The sequence below is a fragment of the Streptomyces sp. NEAU-174 genome (assembly GCF_052665095.1).
Map to the genome: position 1 here is coordinate 626,939 of NZ_JBQTCE010000003.1, position 23,525 is coordinate 650,463.

A 23,525-nucleotide genomic window follows, 5' to 3' on the forward strand; every position below is an offset into this window, starting at 1 on the left:
GCCGTACCATCTCCGTATGGCTACCGACACCCTCCCAGCGCCGAGCGAAGACGCGGTACGCGCCGCGCTCGCGACGGTCAACGACCCGGAGATCCACAAGCCGATCACCGAACTCGGCATGGTCAAATCCGTCGAGATCGCGGCGGATGGCTCGGTCGCCGTGGTGGTCTACCTCACGGTCTCCGGCTGTCCGATGCGGGACACGATCACCGGCAATGTGCGGACGGCGGTCGCCGGGGTCGAGGGTGTGACCGGAGTCACGGTCGACCTCGAGGTGATGAGCGACGAGCAGCGGCGTGAGCTGGCCGCCTCGCTGCGCGGCGGCCAGGCCGAGCGCGAGGTGCCCTTCGCCAAGCCCGGCTCGCTGACCCGGGTGTACGCGGTGGCCTCCGGCAAGGGCGGGGTCGGCAAGTCCTCGGTGACGGTCAACCTGGCCGCCGCGCTGGCCGCCGACGGGCTCAAGGTCGGCGTGGTGGACGCCGACATCTACGGCCACTCGGTGCCCCGCATGCTGGGCGCCGACGGACGGCCCACCCAGGTCGAGAACATGATCATGCCGCCGTCGGCGAACGGCGTGAAGGTGATCTCGATCGGGATGTTCACCCCGGGGAACGCCCCGGTGGTCTGGCGGGGGCCGATGCTGCACCGCGCGCTCCAGCAGTTCCTGGCCGATGTCTACTGGGGCGACCTCGATGTGCTGCTGCTCGACCTCCCCCCGGGCACCGGCGACATCGCGATCTCCGTCGCCCAGCTGGTGCCCAACGCCGAGATCCTGGTGGTGACCACGCCGCAGCAGGCCGCGGCCGAGGTCGCCGAGCGGGCCGGCGCGATCGCCGTCCAGACCCATCAGAAGATCGTCGGCGTGGTGGAGAACATGTCCGGGCTGCCCTGCCCGCACTGCGACGAGATGGTCGACGTCTTCGGCACCGGTGGTGGCCAGGTGGTCGCCGACGGGCTCAGCCGGACCACGGGTACGACGGTGCCGGTGCTGGGCGCCATCCCGATCGACGTACGGCTGCGCGAGGGCGGCGACGAGGGCAAGCCGGTCGTGCTGACCGACCCCGACTCCCCGGCGGGCAGCGCGCTCAAGGCGATCGCGGGCAAGATCGGCGGGCGCCAGCGCGGCCTCGCGGGCATGTCGCTGGGCGTCACCCCGCGCAACAAGTTCTGAAACAGGTTCTGGCAGGTTCTGAGCGGGGCTGAGGGGCGGTTTCCCGGGGAAACCGCCCCTCAGCCGTGTACGGCCCTACCCGTCCTGCCCGTCGTAGCGGGCGATGTCCTTCACGACGGCGAAGCCCAGGCCGTATGCGCTCATCCCGCGCCCGTACGCCCCGATGTGCACGTCCTCGTTCGCCGTACCGGCCAGCACCCAGCCGTACTCCGACTCGCGGTAGTGGAAGTCGGTCGGCACCCCGTCCACCGGAAGCGACAGCTGCGACCAGCTCTCGCCCGCCAGATCGTCCGCCAGCTCCCAGGCGATCGCGGTCTGCTGGTCCAGCCAGTCCTGGCGCAGCGCCCGCTCCATGCGGGTCGGCCAGGTGCACGACAACAGACCGGACCCGGCCAGCCAGGCGGCCGAGGAGACCGAGGTGGCCTCCAGCTTGCCGGTGCCGTCGGCGCTGTCCCGCCCCGGGCGGCTGGCGACGGTGACGACGACCGTGAAGCGCTGCTGGTCCATATCGGTCTCGACCTTCAGGGACGGCTCCTCGCCATGGCCGGTCGAGCCGTACTCGACGATGCCGTCCGCCGCCGCACCCACCTGCATCAGCCAGCGGGGGCCGGTGAACGCCTCGTCAAGCCCGTACCAGGGGAAGGCCGCCATCAGATAGCCGTCGACGCTCCGCCGGGCATCGGCGGGCATCCCCTGCGTGGCCGCTGCCACCCCTCGTTCCCCTAGCCGACCCGTGGTCTCCATGTGCGCGCGGCCTCCTCGTGTGCCCTGCGTCGTGGGCGGCCCGCCCCCCTCGGGCGACCCTCACCCCGGACAAAGGGAGGATAGCCATACGGGTCAACCAGGCCGGGCATACGGGGGGATCAAGTGGCGTCGGAGTCGAAAGGCGGACGCTCCTCGCGCCCCGGCTCCTCGCGCTTGCGCAGCAGGTCAGGCGTGCTGGAGTCGTCCTTGGACAGGGACAGCGGGGTGGTGCCGGAAGCCCCTGAAGAGCCCTGCGGCGGATCACTCTCCCGGCCGTGCACCGCGTCGGCGACCTCGGCCATCTCCTTACGGAGGTCGAAGCCGTTACGGATCTCCTTCAGGCCCAGCTCATCCGAGTCCAGCACGTGCTTGCGCACGAACGTCTTGGGGTTGAGGTCCTCGAACTCGAAGTCCTTGAACTCCGGCCCCAGCTCGGAGCGGATGTCCTCCTTGGCACTGTCGGAGAACTCCCGGATCTTCCGGATGAACTGCGTCACGTCCCGAATCACCTTCGGGAGCTTGTCCGGGCCGAAGACGAGCACCGCAAGGACAACGAGCGCGACAAGCTCGAGAGGTCCTATGTCCAACACCTTGCAGCTCCTCAAGACGTCTGGGCCCCGGCCTGGGCCACTCAATACCGTACCTGGCGGTGGGGTCGGCGCGGGAGACGGCCGGGCCAACAACGGGCGTCAGCCGCTGCTCGCCGAGCCCAGGGTCAGCTCCGCGGCGCGCTCCTTGCCGTCGCGCCGGACGGTGAGCCCGAGCCGGTCCCCGGGGCGGTGGCTGCGGATCTTCACGATCAGCTCCTGGCCGCTGTGCACCCGGACGCCGTCCACCTCCGTGATCACGTCACCCGGCTTGATCCCCGCCTTGTCGCCGGGGCCGCCCGCGGTGACCGGGGCGCCGCCGTCGGCACCCTTGGTGTTCACCCGGGCACCGTCGCCCGTGTAGCCCATGTCGAGGGTGACGCCGATGACCGGATGGGTGGCCTTCCCGGTGTTGATCAGCTCCTCGGCGACCCGCTTGCCCTGGTTGATCGGGATGGCGAAGCCCAGGCCGATGCTGCCGCCCTGGCCGCCGCCGAGGCCCGAGCCGTCGTCGGCGGCCCGGATCGCGCTGTTGATCCCGATGACCCGCGCCTTGCGGTCGACCAGGGGGCCGCCGGAGTTGCCCGGGTTGATCGGGGCGTCGGTCTGGAGCGCGTCGACATAGCTGACGTCGCTGCCGTCCTCCTTCTCGCCGCCCGCGGTGATGGGGCGCTCCTTGGCGCTGATGATCCCGGAGGTGACCGTGCCCGCCAGGTCGAAGGGGGCGCCGATGGCCACGACGGGGTCGCCGACACGCACGGAGTCGGAGTTGCCCAGCGGCAGCGGGGTGAGCCCGGAAACGCGGTCCACCTTGATCACCGCGAGGTCGTACCCGGCGTCCCGGCCGATCACCTCGGCCTTGGCGTCCTGGCCGCCGTTGAAGGTCACCGATATGTCGCCGTCCGTGCCGGCGGGCTGGACGACGTGGTTGTTGGTGAGGATGTGGCCCTGCTTGTCGAGGACGAAGCCGGTGCCGGTGCCCTCCTCCGCGCCGCCGCGCACATGGATGGTCACCACGCCGGGCAGCGAGCGGGCGGCGATCCCGGCGACGCTCCCCGGGGACCTGGCCTCCTTCTCGACCGGGGCCTGCGGCAGCTTCACATCGACGCCCCCGGAGGCGCGGTCCCGTTCCGCGTAGGCGCCGATACCGCCACCGAGGCACCCCGCGACCAGGGCGATCAGCAGCACGGCGATCCAGGCGCCGCGGCGGGAGACGGTCTTCCGCTCGCGCTCGGCGGGCGGCGGGACCACGGTCCACGGGTCGTAGCCGCCCCACTGGACGTTCTGGGCGGGCTGGGCCAGGGGCGCGCCCCCCTGGTGGCCCTGGTGGGGCTCTCCGGGGCCCGGGGGCAGCTGTGTGCCGTGCGGCGGGGTCATTCCGGGGTGCCCCGGCAGGGGCGGGGGCGCGCTCTGGCCCGGTACGGGCCCCGCGGCGGGCGGCACGGTGGTGCCGGGGGGCGGGGTCACCCCGGGCGCCTGGGACGGTGTCTGTGGCGGCGCCTGAGCCATCCCGGGCGGGACATGCGTGCCCTGCGCGGGGGTCGCCACCGGATGCTGAACGGGCGGGGCCGGGGCCCAGGGCCCGGGGTCGCCGTAGGGCGGGGTGCTGTACGGATCGGGCTCGTGCAACGGCCGGGGCGCCCGCTCCTCGGGCGCCGGGCCCTCCACGGGGGCGTCCACCGGCTCCGGCGCCACCCGCTCGGCAGCCGCCTCCGTACGCTCCTCGGCGCCCTCCGCCGCGTCGTTCGGCCGGTCGCCGGGTCGCGCGGCGGCCGGGCGGCTCCACCACTTCGGCTTCGGCTTGGGCCCAGGGGCCTTGGCCATCGGCTCGTCCATGCTCTCCCCAAGTTCCCGCAGACAGGCAGGGACCGCACCCGTCCGGGGCATACATCGCCGCCTCCGGGTCACGCTGCCCGGAGGCGATTCAATCAGGTCCGTCGGCGCTCGCGCAGGGCGGACGAAAAGACCTTGTCATGATCGGCAAAGACGCGGGCAGCCGGAGACGGGGGGCCGTGACCGCCGTCGTGCCGCTTCCGCGCTACTTCTTCCGTGCCACTTCTTCCGCGCTACTTCGGGGGCGCGCTGACCCCGAGGTACGGCGAGCCGCCCGACGCGGGCCCGGACGGGACCTCCAGCTGGGTCGGCCGGGGGGCCGGGGGCGTGGAGTTCGACGTCCGCAGCAGCTCCGTGACCGACAGAATCGGCTGTATCAGCGGATTCAGCGCCGCCACGGGCTGGCGCAGGGACGGTGGGTACGGGGTGGCCGTCGGGGACGGGGCGCCCGTACGCGTGTCCGTGGTGGCCAGCAGGCCCACCTCCTGGCGGGTGCGCTCCCGCACGCCCGCGTTCACGGCGGTGTCGGCGGCCGCCGGGGAGACCGCGGTGTCGGCGCCGTCGGCCGAATTGCCCGGGGGGTCGACCGCCGCGTCCAGCGGCAGGGCCGCGCCGAGCGCGAAGGCCGCCAGGGAGACCGCTCCGGCCGCCGCGAAGGCGAACCTGCGGCGCGGAGCGGGGCGCTCGACCTCATGGATCCGGAAGCCGCGCTGACGCGAGGCACGGGCCGACGCCGCCGGTGCGATCGCGGTGCCCGGGGGCATCGTGGGCACGAAGGCGAACGCCCGCTCCCGTCTCTCCTCCGGCTCCCGCACATCGCCCAGTTCACGCACGTCCCGCGATCCGCCGCGCAGATCGCGCGAGCCGAAGACGCCCGAGCCCCCGAACGGGGAGCCACCCATACCGTCATCGCCGCCCGCGGCCGGCAGGCCCTGGAGCCGGGCCAGAAAGCCCTCCGACGGTGCCGGGGGCGCCGTCTGGGCGAACACGTTTTTCAGCCGACGCTGAGCATCGGCCTCCGCCTTGCACTTGCAGCAGGTGGCGAGATGGGCGAGGACGCGCTCCCGCGCGTCATGCCCCAGCTCACCGTCGACCAGAGCCGCAAGGCGGTCGCCGAGATGCTGCTCGGCGGGGGACGGACCGCCTGATCGGGTCACGCGATTCCGACCTCCCCGCTCAGCCGGGGGGCCGTGACACCCGGCGCCGCCGCGGCGACCTCATGCTGCTGACCGGTCCGCGCCGCGGGGGCGCGGTGCTGGAGCGCCTTGCGCAGATGCGAGCGGCCACGGTGGATACGGCTGCGCACGGTGCCCAGCTTGACGCCCAGGGTGGCCGCGATCTCCTCGTACGACAGCCCCTCGATGTCACAGAGCACCACGGCGGCGCGGAACTCCGGGGCGAGGGTGTCCAGCGCCTGCTGCACATCCGCGTCGAAATGGGTGTCGTTGAAGTGCTGCTGGGGAGAGGGCTCGCGGCTGGGGAGCCGCTCCGCCGCGTCCTCGCCGAGCGCGTCGAAGCGGATGCGCTGCCGACGGCGGACCATGTCGAGGAAGAGATTGGTGGTGATGCGGTGCAGCCAGCCCTCGAAGGTGCCCGGGGTGTACGTCGACAGCGAGCGGAAGACGCGGACGAACACTTCCTGGGTGAGGTCCTCGGCATCGTGCTGGTTACCGGTGAGCCGGTAGGCGAGGCGGTAGACCCGTGCGCTGTGAGTGCTGACGATCTCCTCCCAGGTGGGAGGCGTCCACGCCGCGTCCGCATCCGTGGCGAAGGTCGCGGTGGTGGCGGACTCGGTGAGAGGCGCACCTCCCGTGCCCTTCGGGCTACGGGGGTGAGAACGGTCAGCGGTGTTGGTCACGGATTTCGGCTCGCCCGCTGACCTGCGAAAGCGCTTCAGCACTCGCCGGTCACCGGCCGCAGCCGCACCTCCCCTGTCGGCTCTGGTGGTCTCCAGTAGAGCCCCTACCATATCCACCTCGCCCGTTAGCTCCGGATAAGCATTTTTGACCTGCATTTGGTCGTGATCCATACGGTCCCCCCGGCCTCTACAACGCCTGGTCCCATCTGCGGGTTCCCGTGCGCAGCGGATACAGTCACCGTTGCGCCAACTACGGGGACAGGAGACGGTCATTACCGGCAACCGGCAGACGAGCTGGGCGTTCGCCGACGCGTTCGTCGCCGAGGACGAAGCCCTTCACTGGGCCCGTGACCGGGCCCGGGAAGCAGGGCTGCGCTCGGTGTCGGCGGGCACCGGCGCCGCGCTGCGGCTGCTCGCTGCCACCGCCGACGCCAAGGTCGTCGCCGAGATCGGCACCGGAACGGGCGTCTCCGGAATCCATCTGCTGCGCGGAATGCGCCCGGACGGCGTGCTGACCACCGTGGACACCGAACCGGAGATGCAGCAGTTCGCCCGGCAGGCGTTCCGCGAGGCCGGATTCACCGGGAACCGGGCCCGCTTCATCCCCGGCCGCGCCCTCGACGTGCTGCCCCGGCTGGCCGACGGCGGATACGACCTGGTCTTCTGCGACGGCGACCGGCTGGAGTGCCTGGACTACCTCGCCGAATCGTTGCGGCTGCTGCGGCCAGGCGGACTGGTCTGCTTCGAGGGGGTCTTCACCAACGGGCGGACCGTGGACTCCGCGGCCCAGCCCACGGAGGTGCTGCGGGTGCGCGAGCTGCTGCGGACCGTACGGGAGTCCACCGTGCTCCAGTCGTCCCTGCTGCCGGTCGGCGACGGCCTGCTCTGCGCGGTCAAGCGGGGCTGAATCCGGGCGGCCGGTCGGGGCTGAATCCGGGCGGCCGGACCGGGCCGAATCCGCGCGGCCGGAACAGTCGGAAGGGCCGAGAGCAGCCGGAAGGGCCGGGAACAGCCGTCCGCCGCTTCCGGCGGACCCCCCTACAAGCGCTGCCCCGGCGGTCGGTACCTGACGTACCGGCCGCCGGGGCAGCGCGCGGGTGATGGTGGGCCGCAAGCCGTCAGCCGACAACCTTCTTCAGGGCGTCGCCGAGGGCGTCGGCCTCGTCCGGTGTCAGCTCGACGACGAGCCGACCGCCGCCTTCGAGCGGAACGCGCATGACGATGCCCCGCCCCTCCTTGGTCACCTCGAGCGGGCCGTCGCCCGTCCGCGGCTTCATGGCCGCCATGCTCGTTCCCCTTCCTGAAACCAGCTCATCGCAGCCGACAACCCAGGTGTCACCGGCATCGAACACGTTGCTTCCCCGTCATTATCCCGCATGGCACGACCCGATGACCAACATCGGTCGGCAACGCCTGTACGAGGCGCTCCCCCAAAACCACTCAATTCGGGGAGGGGATCGCGGTAGCGTACGCCCGCCGTCACCGAACGAAGGGTCGGTTCTTTGACGCAGGTCACATGTCGGTCGGTCATGATCTCCGGCATGCTGTGCGCTGACCGCCGCGGCGGGCCTTCTCCCGGGCCCGCCGGTGCGGCCGCAGCCCGAGCCGCCCACCCGCCTCGCCCCACCGCCGGAGGACCGCCATGGCCGACACCGTGCTCTACGACCTCACCGAGGGTCTCGCGACGATCACGCTGAACCGTCCCGACGCGATGAACGCCCTGAACATCGCCACCAAGGAGGCGCTGCGCGACGCACTGCTGGAGGCCGCGGAGAGCCCGGCGGTACGGGCCGTGCTGCTCACCGGCTCCGGGCCGCGCGCCTTCTGCGTCGGCCAGGACCTCAAGGAGCACACCAGTCTGCTGGCCGCCGACCGCGACGGCAGCGGCGAGGGCTCGACCATGAGCACGGTGGCGCTGCACTACAACCCGATCGTCACCGCGATCGCCGGGATGCCGAAGCCGGTGGTCGCCGCGGTCAACGGCGTCGCGGCGGGCGCCGGGGCGGGCTTCGCCTTCGCCGCCGACTACCGGATCGTCGCCGACACCGCCTCCTTCAACACCTCCTTCGCCGGGGTCGCGCTGACCGCCGACTCGGGTGTCTCCTGGACCCTTCAGCGGCTGATCGGCTACGGCCGGGCGGCGGATCTGCTGCTCTTCCCGCGCACCATCGACGCCCAGGAGGCGCTCGGCCTGGGCATCGCCCACCGGGTGGTCCCGGCGGAGGAGCTGGCCACCGATGCGGCGGCGGTCGCCCGGCGGCTGGCCGAGGGCCCCACCGCGGCCTATGCCGCGATCAAGGAGTCCCTGGCCTTCGCCGCGGGCCACACCCTCACCGAGGCCCTGGCCATGGAGGACGAGTTGCAGCGCCGCGCGGGGGCCTCGGACGACCACGCCATCGCGGTGAACGCGTTCGTGAACAAGGAGAAGCCGAGGTTCACCGGCCGCTGACGGGACCCCGCCCCGGCCGCCCGGATGCCGGGGCGCTCAGACCGCGTCGCGGATGTGGCAGTCGGCCAGATGGTCGTTGACCAGGCCGCATGCCTGCATCAGCGCATAGGCCGTGGTGGGGCCGACGAAGCGGAAGCCGTGCTTCTTGAGGTCGCGGCTGAGGGCCGTGGACTCCGGGGTGATCGCGGGGACATCGGCGAAGGTCCGCGGGACCGGGCGGCCGTCGGGCGCCGGGGCGTGGGACCAGATCAGCTCGCTCAGCTCACCGGGGGCCAGGGCCGCGGCGGCGCGGGCGTTGGCGATCGTGGCGGCGATCTTGGCGCGGTTGCGGATGATGCCGGGGTCGGCGAGCAGCCGCGCCTCGTCGGCCTCGGTGAACTCCGCGACCTTCTTGATCGAGAAGTCGGCGAAGGCGGCCCGGAACCCCTCCCGGCGGCGCAGGATCGTCAGCCAGGACAGCCCGGACTGGAACGCTTCCAGGGAGATCCGCTCATAGAGCGCGTCATCGCCGTGCACCGGGCGGCCCCACTCCGTGTCGTGGTAGACGCGGTAGTCGGCCATGGTCTCGCTCTCCAGGCCCCAGGGACAGCGCGGCAGACCGTCCGGCCCCTCGACCACACCCTGCTCGCTCATGCGCCATGCCCTTCGTATCCGCGGCCCTCGATGCCGTTCCCCTCGAAACCGCGCCGCCCGAAGGCGTCGAAGCCCCTGCCCTCGAAGCCGTCCTCGAAGCCGCCGTCCTGCAAGCCGCGCCGCTCGGGCCCGGGGCCCTCGATGCCGCCCGGCCCGAAGCCATGGTCGCTCTCCGGGGCCGACAGCGGATCGGGGCCGGGCCCGGAGTGCGACAAGGGCTTCGGGCGCGGACCGGCGAGCGCCGCCTCCAGCTCGGCGATCCGGGCGTCCCGCTCGGCGAGCTCGGCGCCGAGGCGGCCCAGCACATCGTCGACATCCGCCATCCGGTAGCCACGCAGCGTCATGGGGATCCGCAGCCCCTCCACATCGGCGCGCGCCAGCGGCCGGTCGGCGGGCAGCGGATCGTCCAGCCGGTCGGGGGGCGCGTCGGTGAGCGGGCCGTCACCGCCGCCGACGACGGCGAGCGTGACCCCGCCGACCACCACGACCAGCGCGATCAGCAAGAACAAGAACACGGTGATCGTCTCCCCGTCAGATGCATGGTTGAGTCTGTGTCCGTCGGCCTCGATAACTGTCTGCCCCGATCGTGCCATGCCCCTCGGACAGTTATCGTCGCTGCCCGCAACCTGGAAGAAGACGTGAGGGAAGTTCGATGCTGCGGCTGGGACGACGCGAGTTCGGCGAGAACGACCGGGTGATCATGGCGATCGTGAACCGGACGCCGGATTCCTTCTACGACCAGGGTGCGACCTTCAGCGACGAGCCCGCCCTGGCCCGGGTGGAGCAGGCGGTCGCGGACGGCGCCGCGATCATCGACGTCGGCGGCGTCAAGGCCGGTCCTGGCGACGAGGTGAGCGCCGAGGAGGAGGCGCGCCGCACGGTGGACTTCGTGGCCGAGGTGCGCAGGCGCCATCCGGACGTGGTGATCAGCGTGGACACCTGGCGCCATGAGGTCGGCGAGGCGGTCTGCGCCGCGGGCGCTGATGTGCTCAACGACGCCTGGGGCGGGGTCGACCCCAAGCTGGCCGAGGTCGCCGCCCGGTTCGGCGCCGGGCTGGTGTGCACCCACGCGGGCGGGGCCCAGCCGCGCACCCGCCCGCACCGGGTCGGCTACGACGATGTGGTGGAGGACATCCTGCGGGTCACTCTGGAGCTCGCGGAGCGCGCCGTCGAGCTGGGGGTGCGGCGTGACGGGATCATGATCGACCCGGGCCATGACTTCGGTAAGAACACCCGCCACTCGCTGGAGGCGACGCGCCGGCTGGGCGAGCTGACGGAGACCGGCTGGCCCGTCCTGGTCTCGCTGTCCAACAAGGACTTCGTCGGGGAGAGCCTGGACCGGCCGGTCAAGGAGCGGCTGATCGGCACGCTCGCGACGACCGCCGTGTCGGCCTGGCTGGGGGCCCGGATCTACCGGGTGCACGAGGTGGCGGAGACCCGTCAGGTGCTGGACATGGTGTCGTCCATCGCGGGCCACCGGCCCCCGGCGGTCGCCCGCCGGGGACTGGCCTGAGTGGGCCGTGGGGATCGGCCTGAGTGGCCGTGAGGGGACGGGGCGCCCTCGGTCAGGGACCGGACTCCTTGGTCACCAGGTCGATCACCTCGTCGATGTCATCGGTGAGGTGGAACAGGTCCAGGTCGTGCGGGGACGCCTTGCCCTCGGCGATGAGGGTGTTGGTGAGCCAGTCGACCAGGCCCTTCCAGTAGGCGCTGCCGAAGAGGACGATCGGGAAGCGGGTGACCTTCCTGGTCTGGACGAGGGTGAGCGCCTCGAAGCACTCGTCGAGCGTGCCGAGGCCGCCGGGCAGCACCACGAACCCCTGGGCGTATTTCACGAACATCGTCTTCCGTACGAAGAAGTAGCGGAAGTTGACCCCGATGTCGACATACGGGTTCAGGCCCTGCTCGTACGGCAGCTCGATGCCCAGGCCGACCGAGACACCGCCCGCCTCGGTCGCACCGCGGTTGGCCGCCTCCATCGCGCCGGGGCCGCCGCCGGTGATCACCCCGAAGCCCGCTTCCGCGAGGGCCCGGCCGATCCGCACCCCCGCCTCGTACTCCGGGGACCCCTCGGGCGTACGGGCGGAACCGAAAACACTGATCGCCCGGCCCAGCTCGGCCAGGGTGCCGAATCCCTCGACGAACTCCGACTGGATGCGCATCACCCGGAACGGGTCCTCGTGCACCCAGTGGGTCGCCCCCTGGGTGTCCAGAAGCCGCTGGTCGGTCGTCTCGGGTCGCATCTGATGGCGGCGGCGCACGACCGGGCCCAGACGCTGCTCCCGCAGCGCTCGCTCTTCTTCGGCGTTGCCCACTGAGTGCTCCCTTCGCCAAGACCAAGATCTGGTCAAAGAACTGTGCTTCAGGGTAGGCCCCCCGGGCGGCCTACAGCCGAAATCCGGGCCACGCTCACCCGCCGAACCGCTGATCACACAGGTGCGCGGTCGGCTAGCACCGCTAGGGGGTGTGGTGCCCGGCGGGGCTCTCTCCCCTACCCGCCCCTTCCCGCTACCAAGGGCTCCGCCCCTGGACCCCCGGGGCCCGGGGCGGAGCTGCATATCGATGCCGCGGGAAGGGGCAGAGCCCCAATCCGGGCCCTGGGGCAGAGCCCCGATCCGGGGCCTGGGGCAAAACCCCGATCCAGGGCCTGGGGCGGAACCCCGCCCCGGGGCCTGAGGCGGAGCCCCGTCCGGGGTCTGGGGCGCAGTCCCGATCCGGGGCCTGAGGCAAAACCCCGATCCGGGATCTGGGGCGGAGCCCCGGTCCAGGGCCTGAGGCGGAACCCCGATCCGGGGTCTGGGGCAAAGCCCCGATCCAGAGCCTGAGGAGGAGCCCCGATCCGGGGCCTGAGGCAAAGCCCCGATCCAGGATCTCGGGCGGAGCCCGGTCCGGGGCCTCAGGCGGAGCCCGATCCGGGTCTGGGGCGCAGCCCCGATCCGGGGCCTGAGGCGGAGCCCCGTCCGGGGGCTGGGGCGGAACCCCGATCCAGAGCCTGAGGCAAAACCCCGGCCCAGAGCCTGGGGCAAGCCCTGCTCCGGGGCCTGGGGCGCAGCCCCGATCCAGGGCCTGAGGCGCAGCCCCGATCCGGGGGCTGGGGCGGAACCCCGATCCAGAGCCTGAGGCAAAACCCCGGCCCAGAGCCTGGGGCGCAGCCCCGATCCGGGGCCTGGGGCGCAGCCCCGATCCGGGGCCTGGGGCGCAGCCCCGATCCGGGGGCTGGGGCGGAGCCCCGGTTTCGGGGAGGGGCGGGGAGGGGAACAGCTCGCCGCGGGCGTCACCGGCCGCCGGATGCCCCTAGCTGCTCAGCCAGGCCCGCAGGCGCTCCTCGGCCTCCAGGACGGCGGCGACCGGGACGTGTTCCTCGCGGGTGTGGGCCAGCTTCGGATCGCCGGGGCCGTAGTTCACGGCGGGCACGCCGAGCGCCGAGAAGCGGGCCACATCGGTCCAGGCGTCCTTGGGCGCCACCTCCACCCCGAGCGTCGCCACGAGCGCGGCGGCCGACGGATGGGCGAGACCGGGCAGGGCGCCGGGCGCGCTGTCGGTGAGCTCGACCTCGAAGCCGGTGAAGACCTCGCGGACGTGCGCGAGCGCCTCCTCCTCGGAGCGGTCGGGGGCGAAGCGGAAGTTCACCGTCACCGTGCAGAAGTCGGGGATGACATTGGTCGCGTGGCCGCCCTCGATCGTCACGGCGTTGAGGCCCTCGCGATAGGTGAGCCCGTCGATCTCCGCCCGCCGGGGCAGGTAACCGGCCAGCCGGTCCAGGATCGGCGCGGCCTTGTGGATGGCGTTCTCGCCGAGCCAGCTGCGCGCGGAGTGGGCGCGCCGGCCCTGGGTGCTCACCCGTACCCGCAGCGTGCCCTGGCAGCCGCCCTCGACCTTGCCGTCGGTGGGCTCCAGCAGTACGGCGAAGTCCCCGGCCAGCCACTCGGGGTGGTTCCTGGCCAGCCGCCCCAGCCCGTTGAGCTCGGCGGCGACCTCCTCGTGGTCGTAGAAGACGAAGGTGAGGTCGCGGTTGGGCTCGGGCACCGTGGCGGCCATGCGCAGCTGTACGGCGACGCCGGACTTCATGTCGGAGGTGCCGCAGCCCCACAGGATGCCGTCGTCGTCGAGGCGCGAGGGCACGTTGTCGGCGATCGGCACGGTGTCCAGATGGCCCGCCAGCACGACCCGCTCGTCCCGGCCCAGGTTCGTCCGGGCCACGACGGCGTCCCCGTCCCGGTCCACGGTCAGCTGGGGCAGGGCCCGCAGGGCCTGCTCCACAGCGTCGGCGAGCGCCTTCTCCTCACCGCTGACCGAGGGGAAGTCGACGAGCCGGGCGGTGAGCCGGGCCGCGTCCAGGGACAGGTCGAGTGCTGGGTGTGCCATACCCGCGACCCTAGCCGGTCGGCCCGTGCGCCCGGCGGCCCCGGCCCCGGGCCCCCGGCCGCAGCCGCCGCCAACGTGGCGTTCCCCACCCCGCGCCCGGGAACCGGAAACAGGCCGCGTGACGCTCCAGTACCGTGTGGCCCGTGCCCCTGTCCGTCTTCTCCCACCGCGCCCGTCTGCTGCGGGCCGCGGTCGCCTGTGCCGTACTGCTGGGCCTGGCCGGTTATCTGGCGGCGCAGCTGGTGACGGGCGGTGTGGGACCGCCGCGCTGTGTCGTACGGGCGGGCGGCGTCCAGGTGCGGCTCTCCCCCGAGCAGACCGTGAACGCCGCCACGATCGAGGCCGTGGCCGCCTCCCGCGGACTGCCCGAGCGGGCCGTCACCATCGCGCTGGCCACTGCCCTCCAGGAGTCGGGGCTGCGCAACATCCGCCACGGCGACCGGGATTCGCAGGGGCTGTTCCAGCAACGCCCCTCCCAGGGCTGGGGAAGTGTGCAACAGATCCGCGATCCGGTCTACGCCGCCGGGCAGTTCTACGACGACCTGGTGCGGATGCCCGGCTATTCGCGGCTGCCGCTGACGGTGGCGGCGCAGCGGGTGCAGCGCAGCGGCTTCCCGCAGGCGTACGCGAAGCACGAGACCGAAGCGGTGGTGCTGACCGGCGCCCTCACCGGGCGCTCCGGGGCGGCCCTCAGCTGCCCGGGGCCGCCGGACGACGGCGAGGCGGGCGATCCGGTGCGTGTGCGGGCCGCGCTCAAGCGGGAGTTCGGCCCGGAGACGGAGGCGCGGCCGGCCCTGGCCGGGCACGGCGGCGGTCAGCAGGCCGCCCCCTCGCCGCACACCGTGCTGGTTCCGGTGCCCAAGGCGGCGGCCCCGGGGCGTGCCGGGCAGCGCGGCTGGGAGATCGCGCACTGGGCAGTGGCCCACTCGGACGAGTTGCGCATCGAACGTGTCTCTTACGGCGACCGCGAATGGAACGCACGGAATTCTGGGGCGGGTTGGCGTCCGGCCAAGGGGATTTCCGGGGCGGAAGTACGGATCGACACGATGCGATAGCGCATGGAATCACCGCAGTTCAGAGCGGCTGACGGTGGATTGCGTGGTACGTACGGCGGAATGGTCCGGGCGTATTACGCGCAGAAACGGATAATGCGACGCATTGCCAACTCTTTGCCTTGGGGCACCGCAACCTTCGCGAGGTTCACGCGGTATTCACAGCGTCCGAATCGCCGGACGCAGACGCCAATTGTCCCCTCGTCAAAGGAGCACCATGTCCCTCCCTCTCACCCGTCGGATCGCCCGCGTCGCGCTACTGGTCGCGGCGAGCGCGACTCCCGTCGTCGGCGCCGCCGGCGCCGCGAGTGCGGCGGAGCCGGCCCAGCCGCAGACCTCCAACCTGGGGCTGTCCTCGCTGGACGCCGCCTCGGTCGGTGAGGTCGCCGACGTCGCCTCGCAGCAGGTCGGGAGCGCGGCGGGTGACGTCAGCGGCAAGGCCGGCGGGACCGTCAAGGGGATCCTGCCGGGCCGGGCCGCCCCGGCGAACGTGGCCCCGGCCAAGCCTGCGCAGCCCGCGAAGCCCGCCAAGGGCGGGAAGAGCGCCAAGTCCCACAAGGCCGCCAAGAGCGCCCCGGGCAGGGCCGCCCACGCCAAGGCCGCCGGTAAGAGCGAGGGCCGGGCCCTCGGGCACGGGAAGGGCAAGGGTGGCGCCCACGCCAAGGGCAAGGGCAAGGCGGTGCGGCCCGCGCAGCCCGCCCCGGCCGCGCCGGCCGCCGCCCCGCAGCCCCCCGCGCCCAGCGCCCCGCAGGGCGCGGACCTCCCGGTCAGGGGCCTGCCGATCAAGGGCCTGCCGCTGCTCGGCTGATCGCCCACCGAACGTACGCAGGGGCCCGGGGAGCACTCGCACTCCCCGGGCCCCTCCGGGTCCATCGGCCCGTAGCGGGGGTGTCCCGGGGACCGCGCGGTCTTTCCCCTCCCCGCCCCTTCCCGATACCAGGGGCTCCGCCCCTGGACCCCGGCTCCCGGTGCAAAGCCCCACCACGCGGCGGAGCGGCACACCGATGCGCCGGGAAGGGGCGAAGCACCTGTCCGGGAGCTGGGGCGAAGCCCCTGGTCCGGAGCCTGGGGCGCAGCCCCGGACCAGGGCCCGGGGCTAAGCCCCGAACCAGGGCCCGAAGCAAAACCCGAACCGGGGCCTGGGGCGCAGCCCCGGACCAGAGCCTGGGGCTAAGCCCCGAACCAGAGCCCGGAGCAAAACCCGAACCGGGACCCGGGACGCAGCCCCAAACCAGGGCCCGGGACACAGCCCCGAAACGGGGGCTGGGGCGCAGCCCCAAACCGGGACCCGGGGCGCAGCCCCAAACCGGGACCCGGGGCGCAGCCCCAAACCGGGACCCGGGGCGCAGCCCCAAACCGGGACCCGGGGCGGAGCCCCGGAACGGGGGCTGGGGCGGAGCCCCAGTTTCGGGAAGGGGCGGGGAGGGGAGCAGCTCGCCGGAGGCGTCGCGATCGGCCGCCCCCGCCGGCCTCCCGCTCTCAGCCCGCCAGCCGGCGGACCGCCGCCTCCACGCGTTCGTCGGTCGCCGTGAACGCGACCCGGACGTGCCGCTCCCCTGCCGCGCCGTAGAACTCGCCCGGGGCCACCAGGATGCCCAGCTCGGCGAGGGCGCCCACGGTGTCCCAGCAGGGCTCGTCCCGCGTCGCCCACAGGTACAGCGACGCCTCGCTGTGCTCGATGCGGAAGCCGTGGCCCGCCAGCGCCGACCGCAGCGCGGCCCGGCGCCGCTCGTAGCGCTCGCGCTGCTCCGTCACATGCTTGTCGTCGCCGAGCGCCGCGACCGTGGCCGCCTGCACCGGTGCGGGGACCATCATCCCGCCGTGCTTGCGGATCTTCAGCAGCTCGCCCAGCACCGCCTCGTCACCGGCGAGGAAGGCCGCCCGGTAGCCCGCCAGATTGGACCGCTTGGAGAGCGAGTGGACCGCCACCAGCCCCTCGAAGGAGCCGCCGGAGATCTCCGGGTGGAGCACCGAGACCGGATCGGCCTCCCAGCCCAGCTCCAGATAGCACTCGTCGCTGACCACCAGCACCCCGTGGGCACGGGCCCAGGCGACCGCGGTGCGCAGCTCGTCCCCGGACAGCACCCGGCCGGTGGGGTTGGACGGGGAGTTGAGCCAGAGCAGCTTCAGCCCGGCCGGGTCGAGCTCCGTAGGCTCGTCGTACGGCACCGGCTCGGCGCCCGCCAGCCGCGCGCCCACCTCGTACGTCGGGTAGGCGAGGCGCGGGAAGGCGACCCGGTCGCCGGGGCCCAGGCCCAGCTGCGCCGGCAGCGAGGCCACCAGCTCCTTGGAGCCGACCACCGGCAGTACCTGGGTGTGGGTCACCCCGGCCGCGCCCAGCCGCCGCTCCACCCAACCGGTGAGGGCGTCGCGCAGTGCGGCCGTGCCCCAGACGGTCGGATAGCCGGGGCTGTCCGAGGCGTCGGCGAGCGCCGCGCGGATCAGCTCGGGGACCGGGTCGACGGGGGTGCCCACCGAAAGGTCGACGATGCCGTCGGGGTGGGCCGCGGCGGTCGCCTTGTACGGTTCGAGCCGGTCCCAGGGGAAGACCGGGAGGCGGGCGGAGACGGGTGGCACGGGGTGGCTCGCTTTCTTCGGAACTGCCCGGGCCGAGGGGGCCCGGGGAAACCCGCCGGAGCGCCGGGGAAACCGCCGGAGCCCCGCGGACGCCGCGAGAGCACGGCAGAAACCGCGGGAGCCCCGCAGAAACCGCAGGAGCACCGCGGAAACCGCGGGAGCCCCGCAGAGACCGCTGGAGCCCCGGCGAAACCGCGGGAGCGCCGGCGAGGCCCGGGAAACAGCCCGGTCCCGCAGGCCACAAGGCCATACGGGACCGCCGACTGCTTCCGGGCGATGGCGCCGGGGCAGGGGTTTACTCGTCGTGCTCCTGCGGCGGAAGCGCGGCGATGAAGGGGTGGTCCCGCTCGATCAGGCCGAGCTTGCTCGCGCCACCGGGCGAACCGAGCTCGTCGAAGAACTCGACGTTCGCCTTGTAGTAGTCCTTCCACTCCTCGGGAGTGTCGTCCTCGTAGAAGATCGCCTCGACCGGGCAGACCGGCTCACAGGCCCCACAGTCGACGCATTCGTCCGGGTGGATGTACAAGGACCGCTGGCCCTCGTAGATACAGTCGACGGGGCACTCCTCGATGCACGCCTTGTCCTTCAGGTCGACACAAGGCTGCGCGATGACGTAGGTCACGCTGTCGTTCCTCCTCGTTAGGGCTGCTATCGCGCGGGAGCGCGGCGTCGTCGATGCCCGCACCTAGTATCTCCGTTCTTGGGCACCGAGCGCACATGAGGGGCTGACAGAGCTGTGGATTTCACCACTGGCGGACGTCTCGAAGTCCGGATCACCCCGGATGACGTGGGAAAACGCGTCTCGGTCAGGCTTGTGACCGAAGATCGTGAGCCCGGCGCGACCTTCACCGACGTGGTCGGGGTTCTCACATCGTGGACCGAGGGCACGCTCTCCATCACCCGGCGTACCGGTGAGCCGGTGCGGATCGCCGAGTCGTCCCTGGTGGCGGGGAAGGTGGTGCCCGCCGCTCCGGCCCGCCGCCGCGGCCCCGCCGCGAGCGCGCCCGAGCTGGACCGGGTGGCCGCCCGGGCCTGGCCGCCGGTGACCAGCGAGCCACTGGGCGAGTGGACGCTGCGCGCCTCCGGCGGCTTCACCCGGCGCGCCAACTCGGTGCTGCCCCTCGGCGACCCCGGGATGGGGCTCGACGCGGCGCTGCGCCGGGTGACCGAATGGTACGCGGCTCGGGAGCTGCCCGCGTACATCCAGGTCAGCACGGGCGCCGAGGGCGCCCAGGAGGTGCTCGCCGCGGAGCTGGAGAGCCGCGGCTGGGTACGGGAGGTCTCCTCGCGGATGGAGATCGCGGCACTCGCCCCCATCGGGGACCTGGACGCCGACACCTCGGCGGTGACGCTCTCCCGCCAACTCGACGACGCCTGGCTGACCCGCTACCAGCGGTCGTCCGGCGAGCCCTCGCCCGAGGCGCGGACGGTGCTGTCGGGCGGCCCGTCGGTGTGGTTCGCGGCCATAGGGGCGGATGAGGGCGGCGCCCCGGCCGCGATCGGGCGTTGTGTGGTGGACGGCCGCTGGGCCGGGTTCACCGCCGTGGAGGTCGCCCCGGAGCGGCGGCGCCAGGGCCTGGCCAAGGCCGTGATGACGGCGCTGGCCCGCAAGGCGCTCGACGAGGGCGCCTCGGCCGCGTATCTCCAGGTGGAGACGGACAATGGTGGGGCGCACGCCCTCTACGAGGGGATGGGCTTCACCGTCCACCACAGCTACCATCACTGGCGCGCGTCCGGGGAGGATCCGCGCTGAGCAGGGTACGAGGCGGCTATGCCACGGATGAACGACGTCTCCCGCCGCCGCTGGTTCGCCGACGCGGCCCGCGAAGAGCGCCCCGATCTGGCACTGCTGTGCCTGCTGGTGGGCATGGAGGCCGACCCCGGCCTGGACGAGAGCGGAATCGACGAAGCGCAGATCGAGCTTGACCGGCTGGCCGGTCAGCTCCCCTTCTCCCCCGGCGGCCCCGAGGACTGGGCCGCCGCGCTGGCCCGCCTCCTCGGCGAGCGCCATGGCTTCCGGGGCGGCCCGGCCGACTACCGGCGGCTGGAGTCCTCGCTCCTCCACCAGGTGCTGCGGCGCCGCCGCGGGCTGCCGATCCTGCTGTCCGTGGTGTGGATGGAGGTGGCGCGGCGGGCGGGCGCGCCGGTGTACGGGGTGGGGCTGCCGGGCCACTTCGTGGTGGGCTTCGGCGATCCTTACGGCGGCCATGTGCTGGCCGATCCGTTCGACGGCGGGCGGCCGCTGTCCGCCGAGGACGCGGCGACGCTGGTGTCGGGGGCCACGGGCACCCCGCTCTCGCCGTCGATGCTGACCCCGGCCGGGCCACTGGACATCGTGCTGCGGATCCTCAACAACATCCGCGCCTGGGCGTCCGCCCGCCCCGAGCGCACCGATGTCCGGCTCTGGGCGCTGGAGCTGTCCCTGCTGCTGCCCAGCCATCCGGCCGAGCTCCGCTACGAGCGGGCGAAGCTCCTGGTGGAGCGGGGCGAGTTCCTGACCGGCGCCAGGGAGCTGGAGGAGTACGCGGAGGTCGTGGCGGCGGTGGAGCCCGACGCCGCCGAGACGATACGCCGCCAGGCCCGCGCCGCCCGCGCGATGCTGAACTGAACGCCCCACCGCCCCCGCGCCGACCCGCGGCCCCCTTCGGTCGCTGAGCAGGTCGGAGGTCGCTGAGCAGGTCGGAGGTCGCTGAGCAGGTCGGAGGAAGTCCGCTACGGTTCGGGCAGCGCCCCGAAGGGGCGCGGGGCTGTGTCGATGTGCGGCTCCGCCGCGGCTGTGTCGATATGCGGCTCCGCCGCGTGGGCGACCAGCCACGATGCGACCGCGGGGCGCGAGGAGTTAGTGCAGGGCCGTGACGACGGCGAAGCCGATCGCCAGTACTGCGAAGAACAGGCCGACGGTGACCGCGGTGCCCACCCGTGAGGGGGAAAGGGGTACACGCGATCGTGCGCGGCCTTGGCAGCGGTTCAGGCGGTCGAAGTGATCGCTCGGGTGACGGCCGTGATCGCCGGGGCGGGGTTGCCGGGGAGGCGTGCCACGAGCACCCTGCGGATCTCGGGGGGTGCGCCGTCGACGCGCAGCAGGCTCACCCCGGGCGGCAGCACCGGTGAGAGCCGGGATGGCACCGTCGCCACGCCGAAGCCGTCGGCGACCAACTGGAGCTTCGTCAGCCAGTCGCGCGCGGAGTGGATGACGCGAGGCCGTCCGGGCAGGCCGGGCCAGACGCCGAGCAGCGGCTCAGAGCTCGATGTCGGGGTGGCGATCCACGCGGCGTCGACCAGCTCGTCGACGTGCACCGTGGTGCGTCCGGCGAACTCTCCGGTCGAGGGCACTGCCACGACCAGTTCGGTGTCCGTGACGGTCTCGACGTGCAGGCGCGGCGAGTCGCCGTCGAAGGGCCGGTGGGGTGGGCGGGACGTCAGCACGGCGAGGTCGAGCGAGCCCGCGCGCAGCGCCCGGATCAGGGCGGGTGTGGTGCCCTCGCTGGTGGTAACCGTGATCTGTGGGTCGGCCGCCGCGAGGTGCGCGAGTGCGGCGGGCAGGATCGCCGCGCCCGCGCTCATGAAAACCCCGAGCCGCACCAGTTCGGTCCGCGGGACGATGCCAGCAAGCTCACGCTCGGCCGCTGCGAGCGAGGCCAGGACCGTGTGGGCGTGCCGCAGCAGGGTCAAGCCGGAGGGGGTGAGCCGTATCCCGTCCGAGCGGCGTTCGAACAGGGTGGTGCCCGCACTGCGTTCGAGGGCGGCGGCCTGGCGTGAGACGGCCGACTGCGTGTAGCCGAGTCGGGCAGCTGCCGCGGTGAAGCTGCCGGACTCAGCGATCTGCCGCAGGACCCGCAGTCCCGCGCTGGAGATATCCATGCGGCATACGCATACCACAAATGCCAGATCATCGCTTCCCGCATGCCCACCCAGCTCCTAGTGTCGATCCCACCAGCACGGACAACACGGAGGTCATCACGTGCGAGCAGCAGTTCTGACGCAGTTCGGCGCCCCGCTCACGGTGCGGGAGGTGCCCGACCCCGAGGCCGGGGGCGGTGAGGTGGTGGTCGAGGTCCTCGCCGCCAGCGTGGCGCCCTACGCGGCCGAAGTCTTCGGTGGCAAGCGGAAGTACCCCCTTGTCCCTCCTGTCGTGCCCGGTGTTGGCGCGGTGGGGCGGATCGTCCACGTCGGCCCGGACGCCACCCGCCTGCGGATCGGCGACCTGGTGTGGTGCGACTCGACGGTGCGCTCGCGAGACGATGCCCTGACGCCCGACATCACGCTCCAGGGCTGGAGTTCACGTGGCGAGGGCGGCGCGCGGCTCGCCGAGTACCTGCACGACGGCGCGTTCGCCGAGCTCATGCGGGTCCCGACGGAGAACGTCTTCCCGCTGCCCACCGTGGCAGGGGAGGATCCGGCCCGCTGGGCCGCGCTCACCGTGCACACCATCTCCTACGGCGGGCTGCTGGCAGGCGGGCTGGCAGCCGGCGAGACGCTGCTCGTCAGCGGGGCCACCGGCAACCTCGGCAGCAGCGCGGTCGCGGTCGCGCTCGCGATGGGAGCAGGCCGCGTGGTCGCCCCCGGCCGCAACCAGGCCGCACTCGACCTCCTCGCCGACCGGTTCGGTCCGCGTCTGAGCCCGGTCCCGCTGACCGGAGACGAGGCCACCGACCGCGCGGCGATGTCCGCGGCGGCCGACGGCCCGATCGACATGGTGATCGACTTGCTCCCGCCGAGCGCACCCAGCTCGGCGTCGCGCGCGGCGGCCATGACCGTCCGCGAGTACGGCCGCGTCGTCCTCATGGGCGGCGTCGGCATGCTCGGTGGCGACGACCTCGCACTCCCGTACCCATGGATCATGCGCAACTCGATCACCGTGCGCGGGCAGTGGATGTACCCGCGCACAGCCAATGTCGGCATCATCCGGCTCCTCGCCTCGGGCACTTTGGATCTCGCCCCCGAACGAGTCCGGTCGTTCGGCCTCGATGCCGTCAACGACGCCATCGCGTACGCCGCCGCGCACGGTGGCCCGTTCGACCGCACCAGCCTCACCCCATCGGCCGGCCGACAAGGCCCGCTGATCCCCACCACCCGCACGACCGCCCTTCTTACGAGCACAGGCGGCCATACGGCTGCTGTTTGACGTGAACGAAGCCAATCGGGGCTCGGCCGGTTACTGCTTCCTGGCGAAACTGCCAGTGTCGACCTCAGCGAGGACGCCGAGTTTGACCAGGCGTTTCAGCTTGGCTCGGGTGCCTTCGACGTTCTTCGGCAGCAGTTCGTGGTCGAGGGCTTCGCAGACATCCTTGGCCCGCAGCCGGCCCGTCGCCTCGTTGAAGACTGCGAGGATACGAGGGTAGTCAGGGTGCTCGGGCAGGTCTTCTGGGCCGGTCGTGGCGGCGGGGACCCCGGCGGCCGCGTGGACCCTCTGGGTGTCCAGCACCACCGGGGTCGGGTCCTCCAATCGGCGGGCCCGCTCACGGACCTGGCAGCGCAGGAGTTCATGGATGACCTGGTCGGTCCCGTCGTCCCGCCAGGCAGCGAAGTAGTAGTACGTCGTACTCTTCTGCGGCAGGTCGTGCGGGAGATAGGCCCACTGGCAGCCGGTCCGCCCCTGATAGAGGATCGCGTTCACGATCTCCCGCATCTCGTAGGCGCCCTGATGGCCACTGACCGAACGGTGCCGGTCCATCTTAGAGCCAGCCCTTGTCGCGGGCGATGCGGACGGCGTCGGCGCGGTTGCGGGCGGCGGTCTTCTGGATGGCCGTGGAGAGGTAGTTGCGGACCGTGCCCGGCGACAGGTTCAGCGCGCGGGCCAGCTCCGCGTTGGTCGAGCCGTCCGCCGAGGCGCCCAGCACCTCGCGCTCCCGCGCGGTCAGCGGGCTGGCCCCGTCCACGAGCGCGGCGGCGGCCAGCGTGGGGTCGATCACCCGCTCCCCGCCCAGCACCCGCCGTATCGCGTCCGCGAGCTGCGCCGCCGGGGCGTCCTTGACCAGGAAGGCGTCGGCGCCGGACTCCATGGCGCGGCGCAGATAGCCGGGGCGGCCGAAGGTGGTGAGGATCACGATCCGGATCCCGGGCTCGGCGCGGTGCAGCGCGGCGGCGGCCTCGATCCCGCTCATACCGGGCATCTCGATGTCCAGCAGCGCCACATCGGGGCGATGGGTCCGGGCGGCGTCCACGACCTCGTCGCCGCGGGCCACCTGCGCGACGACCTCGATCTCGCCGTCGAGCCCGAGGAGCGCGGCCAGCGCCTCCCGCACCATGGACTGGT

The 23,525-nt window shown here is 72.7% G+C and carries 24 protein-coding genes and 1 pseudogene; 9 read left to right on the forward strand and 16 right to left on the reverse strand.

Annotation, left to right across the window (positions count from 1 at the left end):
• Window positions 1-16 precede the first annotated feature (16 nt).
• Window positions 17-1,171, forward strand: a complete 1,155-nt coding sequence (locus ACT2CW_RS12160) for an Mrp/NBP35 family ATP-binding protein (protein WP_138913950.1) — start codon at window positions 17-19, stop codon at window positions 1,169-1,171.
• A 75-nt stretch (window positions 1,172-1,246) separates the two neighbouring features.
• Here the strand turns inward: ACT2CW_RS12160 and ACT2CW_RS12165 are convergent, their stop codons facing one another.
• The 5 genes from ACT2CW_RS12165 to sigE form a co-directional block, all read right to left on the reverse strand.
• Window positions 1,247-1,915, reverse strand: coding sequence for a hypothetical protein (locus tag ACT2CW_RS12165; protein WP_182473337.1), 669 nt, complete (start codon window positions 1,913-1,915; stop codon window positions 1,247-1,249).
• Window positions 1,916-2,034: 119 nt separating this feature from the next.
• Complete coding sequence (locus tag ACT2CW_RS12170; RefSeq protein WP_037952227.1) at window positions 2,035-2,505, reverse strand: sec-independent translocase; 471 nt, start codon at window positions 2,503-2,505, stop codon at window positions 2,035-2,037.
• 99 nt (window positions 2,506-2,604) lie between these two features.
• Window positions 2,605-4,338, reverse strand: coding sequence for a trypsin-like peptidase domain-containing protein (locus tag ACT2CW_RS12175; RefSeq protein WP_445516526.1), 1,734 nt, complete (start codon window positions 4,336-4,338; stop codon window positions 2,605-2,607).
• Between the two features lie 230 nt (window positions 4,339-4,568).
• Window positions 4,569-5,492 carry an anti-sigma factor family protein gene (locus ACT2CW_RS12180; protein WP_445516527.1) on the reverse strand — a complete coding sequence of 308 codons (924 nt, stop codon included), beginning with the start codon at window positions 5,490-5,492 and terminating at the stop codon, window positions 4,569-4,571.
• Window positions 5,489-6,304, reverse strand: a complete 816-nt coding sequence (gene sigE / locus ACT2CW_RS12185; RefSeq protein ID WP_445516528.1) for an RNA polymerase sigma factor SigE — start codon at window positions 6,302-6,304, stop codon at window positions 5,489-5,491. Before sigE ends, ACT2CW_RS12180 begins: the two co-directional genes overlap by 4 nt.
• Before the next feature lie 130 nt (window positions 6,305-6,434).
• Between sigE and ACT2CW_RS12190 the strand changes: the two genes are divergently transcribed.
• Window positions 6,435-7,100, forward strand: a complete 666-nt coding sequence (locus tag ACT2CW_RS12190; RefSeq protein WP_182473339.1) for an O-methyltransferase — start codon at window positions 6,435-6,437, stop codon at window positions 7,098-7,100.
• Between the two features lie 211 nt (window positions 7,101-7,311).
• On the opposite strand, the gene ACT2CW_RS12195 is transcribed toward ACT2CW_RS12190, so the two are convergent.
• Window positions 7,312-7,479 (reverse strand): DUF3117 domain-containing protein, encoded by a 168-nt coding sequence (locus tag ACT2CW_RS12195; RefSeq protein ID WP_003966491.1) that lies wholly within the window; start codon window positions 7,477-7,479, stop codon window positions 7,312-7,314.
• Between the two features lie 356 nt (window positions 7,480-7,835).
• Between ACT2CW_RS12195 and chcB the strand changes: the two genes are divergently transcribed.
• Complete coding sequence (gene chcB, locus ACT2CW_RS12200) at window positions 7,836-8,642, forward strand: 2-cyclohexenylcarbonyl CoA isomerase (protein ID WP_445516529.1); 807 nt, start codon at window positions 7,836-7,838, stop codon at window positions 8,640-8,642.
• 36 nt (window positions 8,643-8,678) lie between these two features.
• On the opposite strand, the gene ACT2CW_RS12205 is transcribed toward chcB, so the two are convergent.
• Both ACT2CW_RS12205 and ACT2CW_RS12210 read right to left on the reverse strand, forming a co-directional pair.
• Window positions 8,679-9,275: a DNA-3-methyladenine glycosylase I gene (locus tag ACT2CW_RS12205; protein WP_445516530.1), complete on the reverse strand. Its 597-nt coding sequence runs from the start codon at window positions 9,273-9,275 to the stop codon at window positions 8,679-8,681.
• Window positions 9,272-9,790 carry a cell division protein DivIVA gene (locus ACT2CW_RS12210; RefSeq protein ID WP_445516531.1) on the reverse strand — a complete coding sequence of 173 codons (519 nt, stop codon included), beginning with the start codon at window positions 9,788-9,790 and terminating at the stop codon, window positions 9,272-9,274. The genes ACT2CW_RS12205 and ACT2CW_RS12210 overlap by 4 nt, the downstream gene beginning before the upstream one ends.
• A 137-nt stretch (window positions 9,791-9,927) precedes the next feature.
• Between ACT2CW_RS12210 and folP the strand changes: the two genes are divergently transcribed.
• The gene (folP, locus tag ACT2CW_RS12215; protein ID WP_445516532.1) at window positions 9,928-10,788 is read left to right on the forward strand and encodes a dihydropteroate synthase; all 861 of its coding nucleotides are present in this window, start codon (window positions 9,928-9,930) and stop codon (window positions 10,786-10,788) included.
• A 52-nt stretch (window positions 10,789-10,840) separates the two neighbouring features.
• On the opposite strand, the gene ACT2CW_RS12220 is transcribed toward folP, so the two are convergent.
• Window positions 10,841-11,590, reverse strand: coding sequence for an LOG family protein (locus tag ACT2CW_RS12220; RefSeq protein WP_037952212.1), 750 nt, complete (start codon window positions 11,588-11,590; stop codon window positions 10,841-10,843).
• A gap of 979 nt (window positions 11,591-12,569) precedes the next feature.
• A complete protein-coding gene (gene dapE / locus ACT2CW_RS12225) occupies window positions 12,570-13,640 on the reverse strand; it encodes a succinyl-diaminopimelate desuccinylase (RefSeq protein ID WP_164429912.1) in 1,071 nt (356 codons plus the stop codon).
• Between the two features lie 134 nt (window positions 13,641-13,774).
• Here dapE and ACT2CW_RS12230 point away from each other — a divergent pair, with 134 nt between their 5' ends.
• A complete protein-coding gene (locus ACT2CW_RS12230; RefSeq protein ID WP_445516533.1) occupies window positions 13,775-14,695 on the forward strand; it encodes a hypothetical protein in 921 nt (306 codons plus the stop codon).
• A 214-nt stretch (window positions 14,696-14,909) separates the two neighbouring features.
• A complete protein-coding gene (locus ACT2CW_RS12235) occupies window positions 14,910-15,500 on the forward strand; it encodes an ATP-binding protein (RefSeq protein ID WP_445516534.1) in 591 nt (196 codons plus the stop codon).
• A gap of 671 nt (window positions 15,501-16,171) precedes the next feature.
• On the opposite strand, the gene dapC is transcribed toward ACT2CW_RS12235, so the two are convergent.
• Window positions 16,172-17,269 (reverse strand): succinyldiaminopimelate transaminase, encoded by a 1,098-nt coding sequence (gene dapC / locus ACT2CW_RS12240; RefSeq protein ID WP_138913961.1) that lies wholly within the window; start codon window positions 17,267-17,269, stop codon window positions 16,172-16,174.
• 295 nt (window positions 17,270-17,564) lie between these two features.
• A complete protein-coding gene (gene fdxA / locus ACT2CW_RS12245; RefSeq protein WP_014054705.1) occupies window positions 17,565-17,891 on the reverse strand; it encodes a ferredoxin in 327 nt (108 codons plus the stop codon).
• Between the two features lie 114 nt (window positions 17,892-18,005).
• Here fdxA and ACT2CW_RS12250 point away from each other — a divergent pair, with 114 nt between their 5' ends.
• Together ACT2CW_RS12250 and ACT2CW_RS12255 are read left to right on the forward strand one after the other, a co-directional pair.
• On the forward strand, window positions 18,006-19,022 hold the full coding sequence (locus ACT2CW_RS12250; protein WP_445516535.1) for a GNAT family N-acetyltransferase: 1,017 nt from the start codon (window positions 18,006-18,008) through the stop codon (window positions 19,020-19,022).
• Between the two features lie 18 nt (window positions 19,023-19,040).
• The gene (locus ACT2CW_RS12255; protein WP_037952200.1) at window positions 19,041-19,877 is read left to right on the forward strand and encodes a transglutaminase-like domain-containing protein; all 837 of its coding nucleotides are present in this window, start codon (window positions 19,041-19,043) and stop codon (window positions 19,875-19,877) included.
• Between the two features lie 359 nt (window positions 19,878-20,236).
• Here ACT2CW_RS12255 and ACT2CW_RS12260 read toward each other — a convergent pair whose 3' ends face one another.
• Window positions 20,237-21,130, reverse strand: coding sequence for a LysR family transcriptional regulator (locus ACT2CW_RS12260; protein ID WP_445516536.1), 894 nt, complete (start codon window positions 21,128-21,130; stop codon window positions 20,237-20,239).
• Between the two features lie 100 nt (window positions 21,131-21,230).
• Between ACT2CW_RS12260 and ACT2CW_RS12265 the strand changes: the two genes are divergently transcribed.
• Window positions 21,231-22,394: an alcohol dehydrogenase catalytic domain-containing protein gene (locus ACT2CW_RS12265; RefSeq protein ID WP_445516537.1), complete on the forward strand. Its 1,164-nt coding sequence runs from the start codon at window positions 21,231-21,233 to the stop codon at window positions 22,392-22,394.
• Between the two features lie 30 nt (window positions 22,395-22,424).
• Here ACT2CW_RS12265 and ACT2CW_RS12270 read toward each other — a convergent pair whose 3' ends face one another.
• From ACT2CW_RS12270 to ACT2CW_RS12280, 3 genes and pseudogenes are all read right to left on the reverse strand, one after another.
• A complete protein-coding gene (locus ACT2CW_RS12270) occupies window positions 22,425-22,826 on the reverse strand; it encodes a hypothetical protein (protein ID WP_445516673.1) in 402 nt (133 codons plus the stop codon).
• Window positions 22,815-22,943: pseudogene (locus ACT2CW_RS12275) on the reverse strand (transposase); the annotation flags it as partial. The gene ACT2CW_RS12270 and the pseudogene ACT2CW_RS12275, both read right to left, overlap by 12 nt.
• A 1-nt stretch (window position 22,944) precedes the next feature.
• On the reverse strand, window positions 22,945-23,517 hold the full coding sequence (locus ACT2CW_RS12280; protein WP_414082234.1) for a response regulator transcription factor: 573 nt from the start codon (window positions 23,515-23,517) through the stop codon (window positions 22,945-22,947).
• Between the last annotated feature and the right edge of the window lie 8 nt (window positions 23,518-23,525).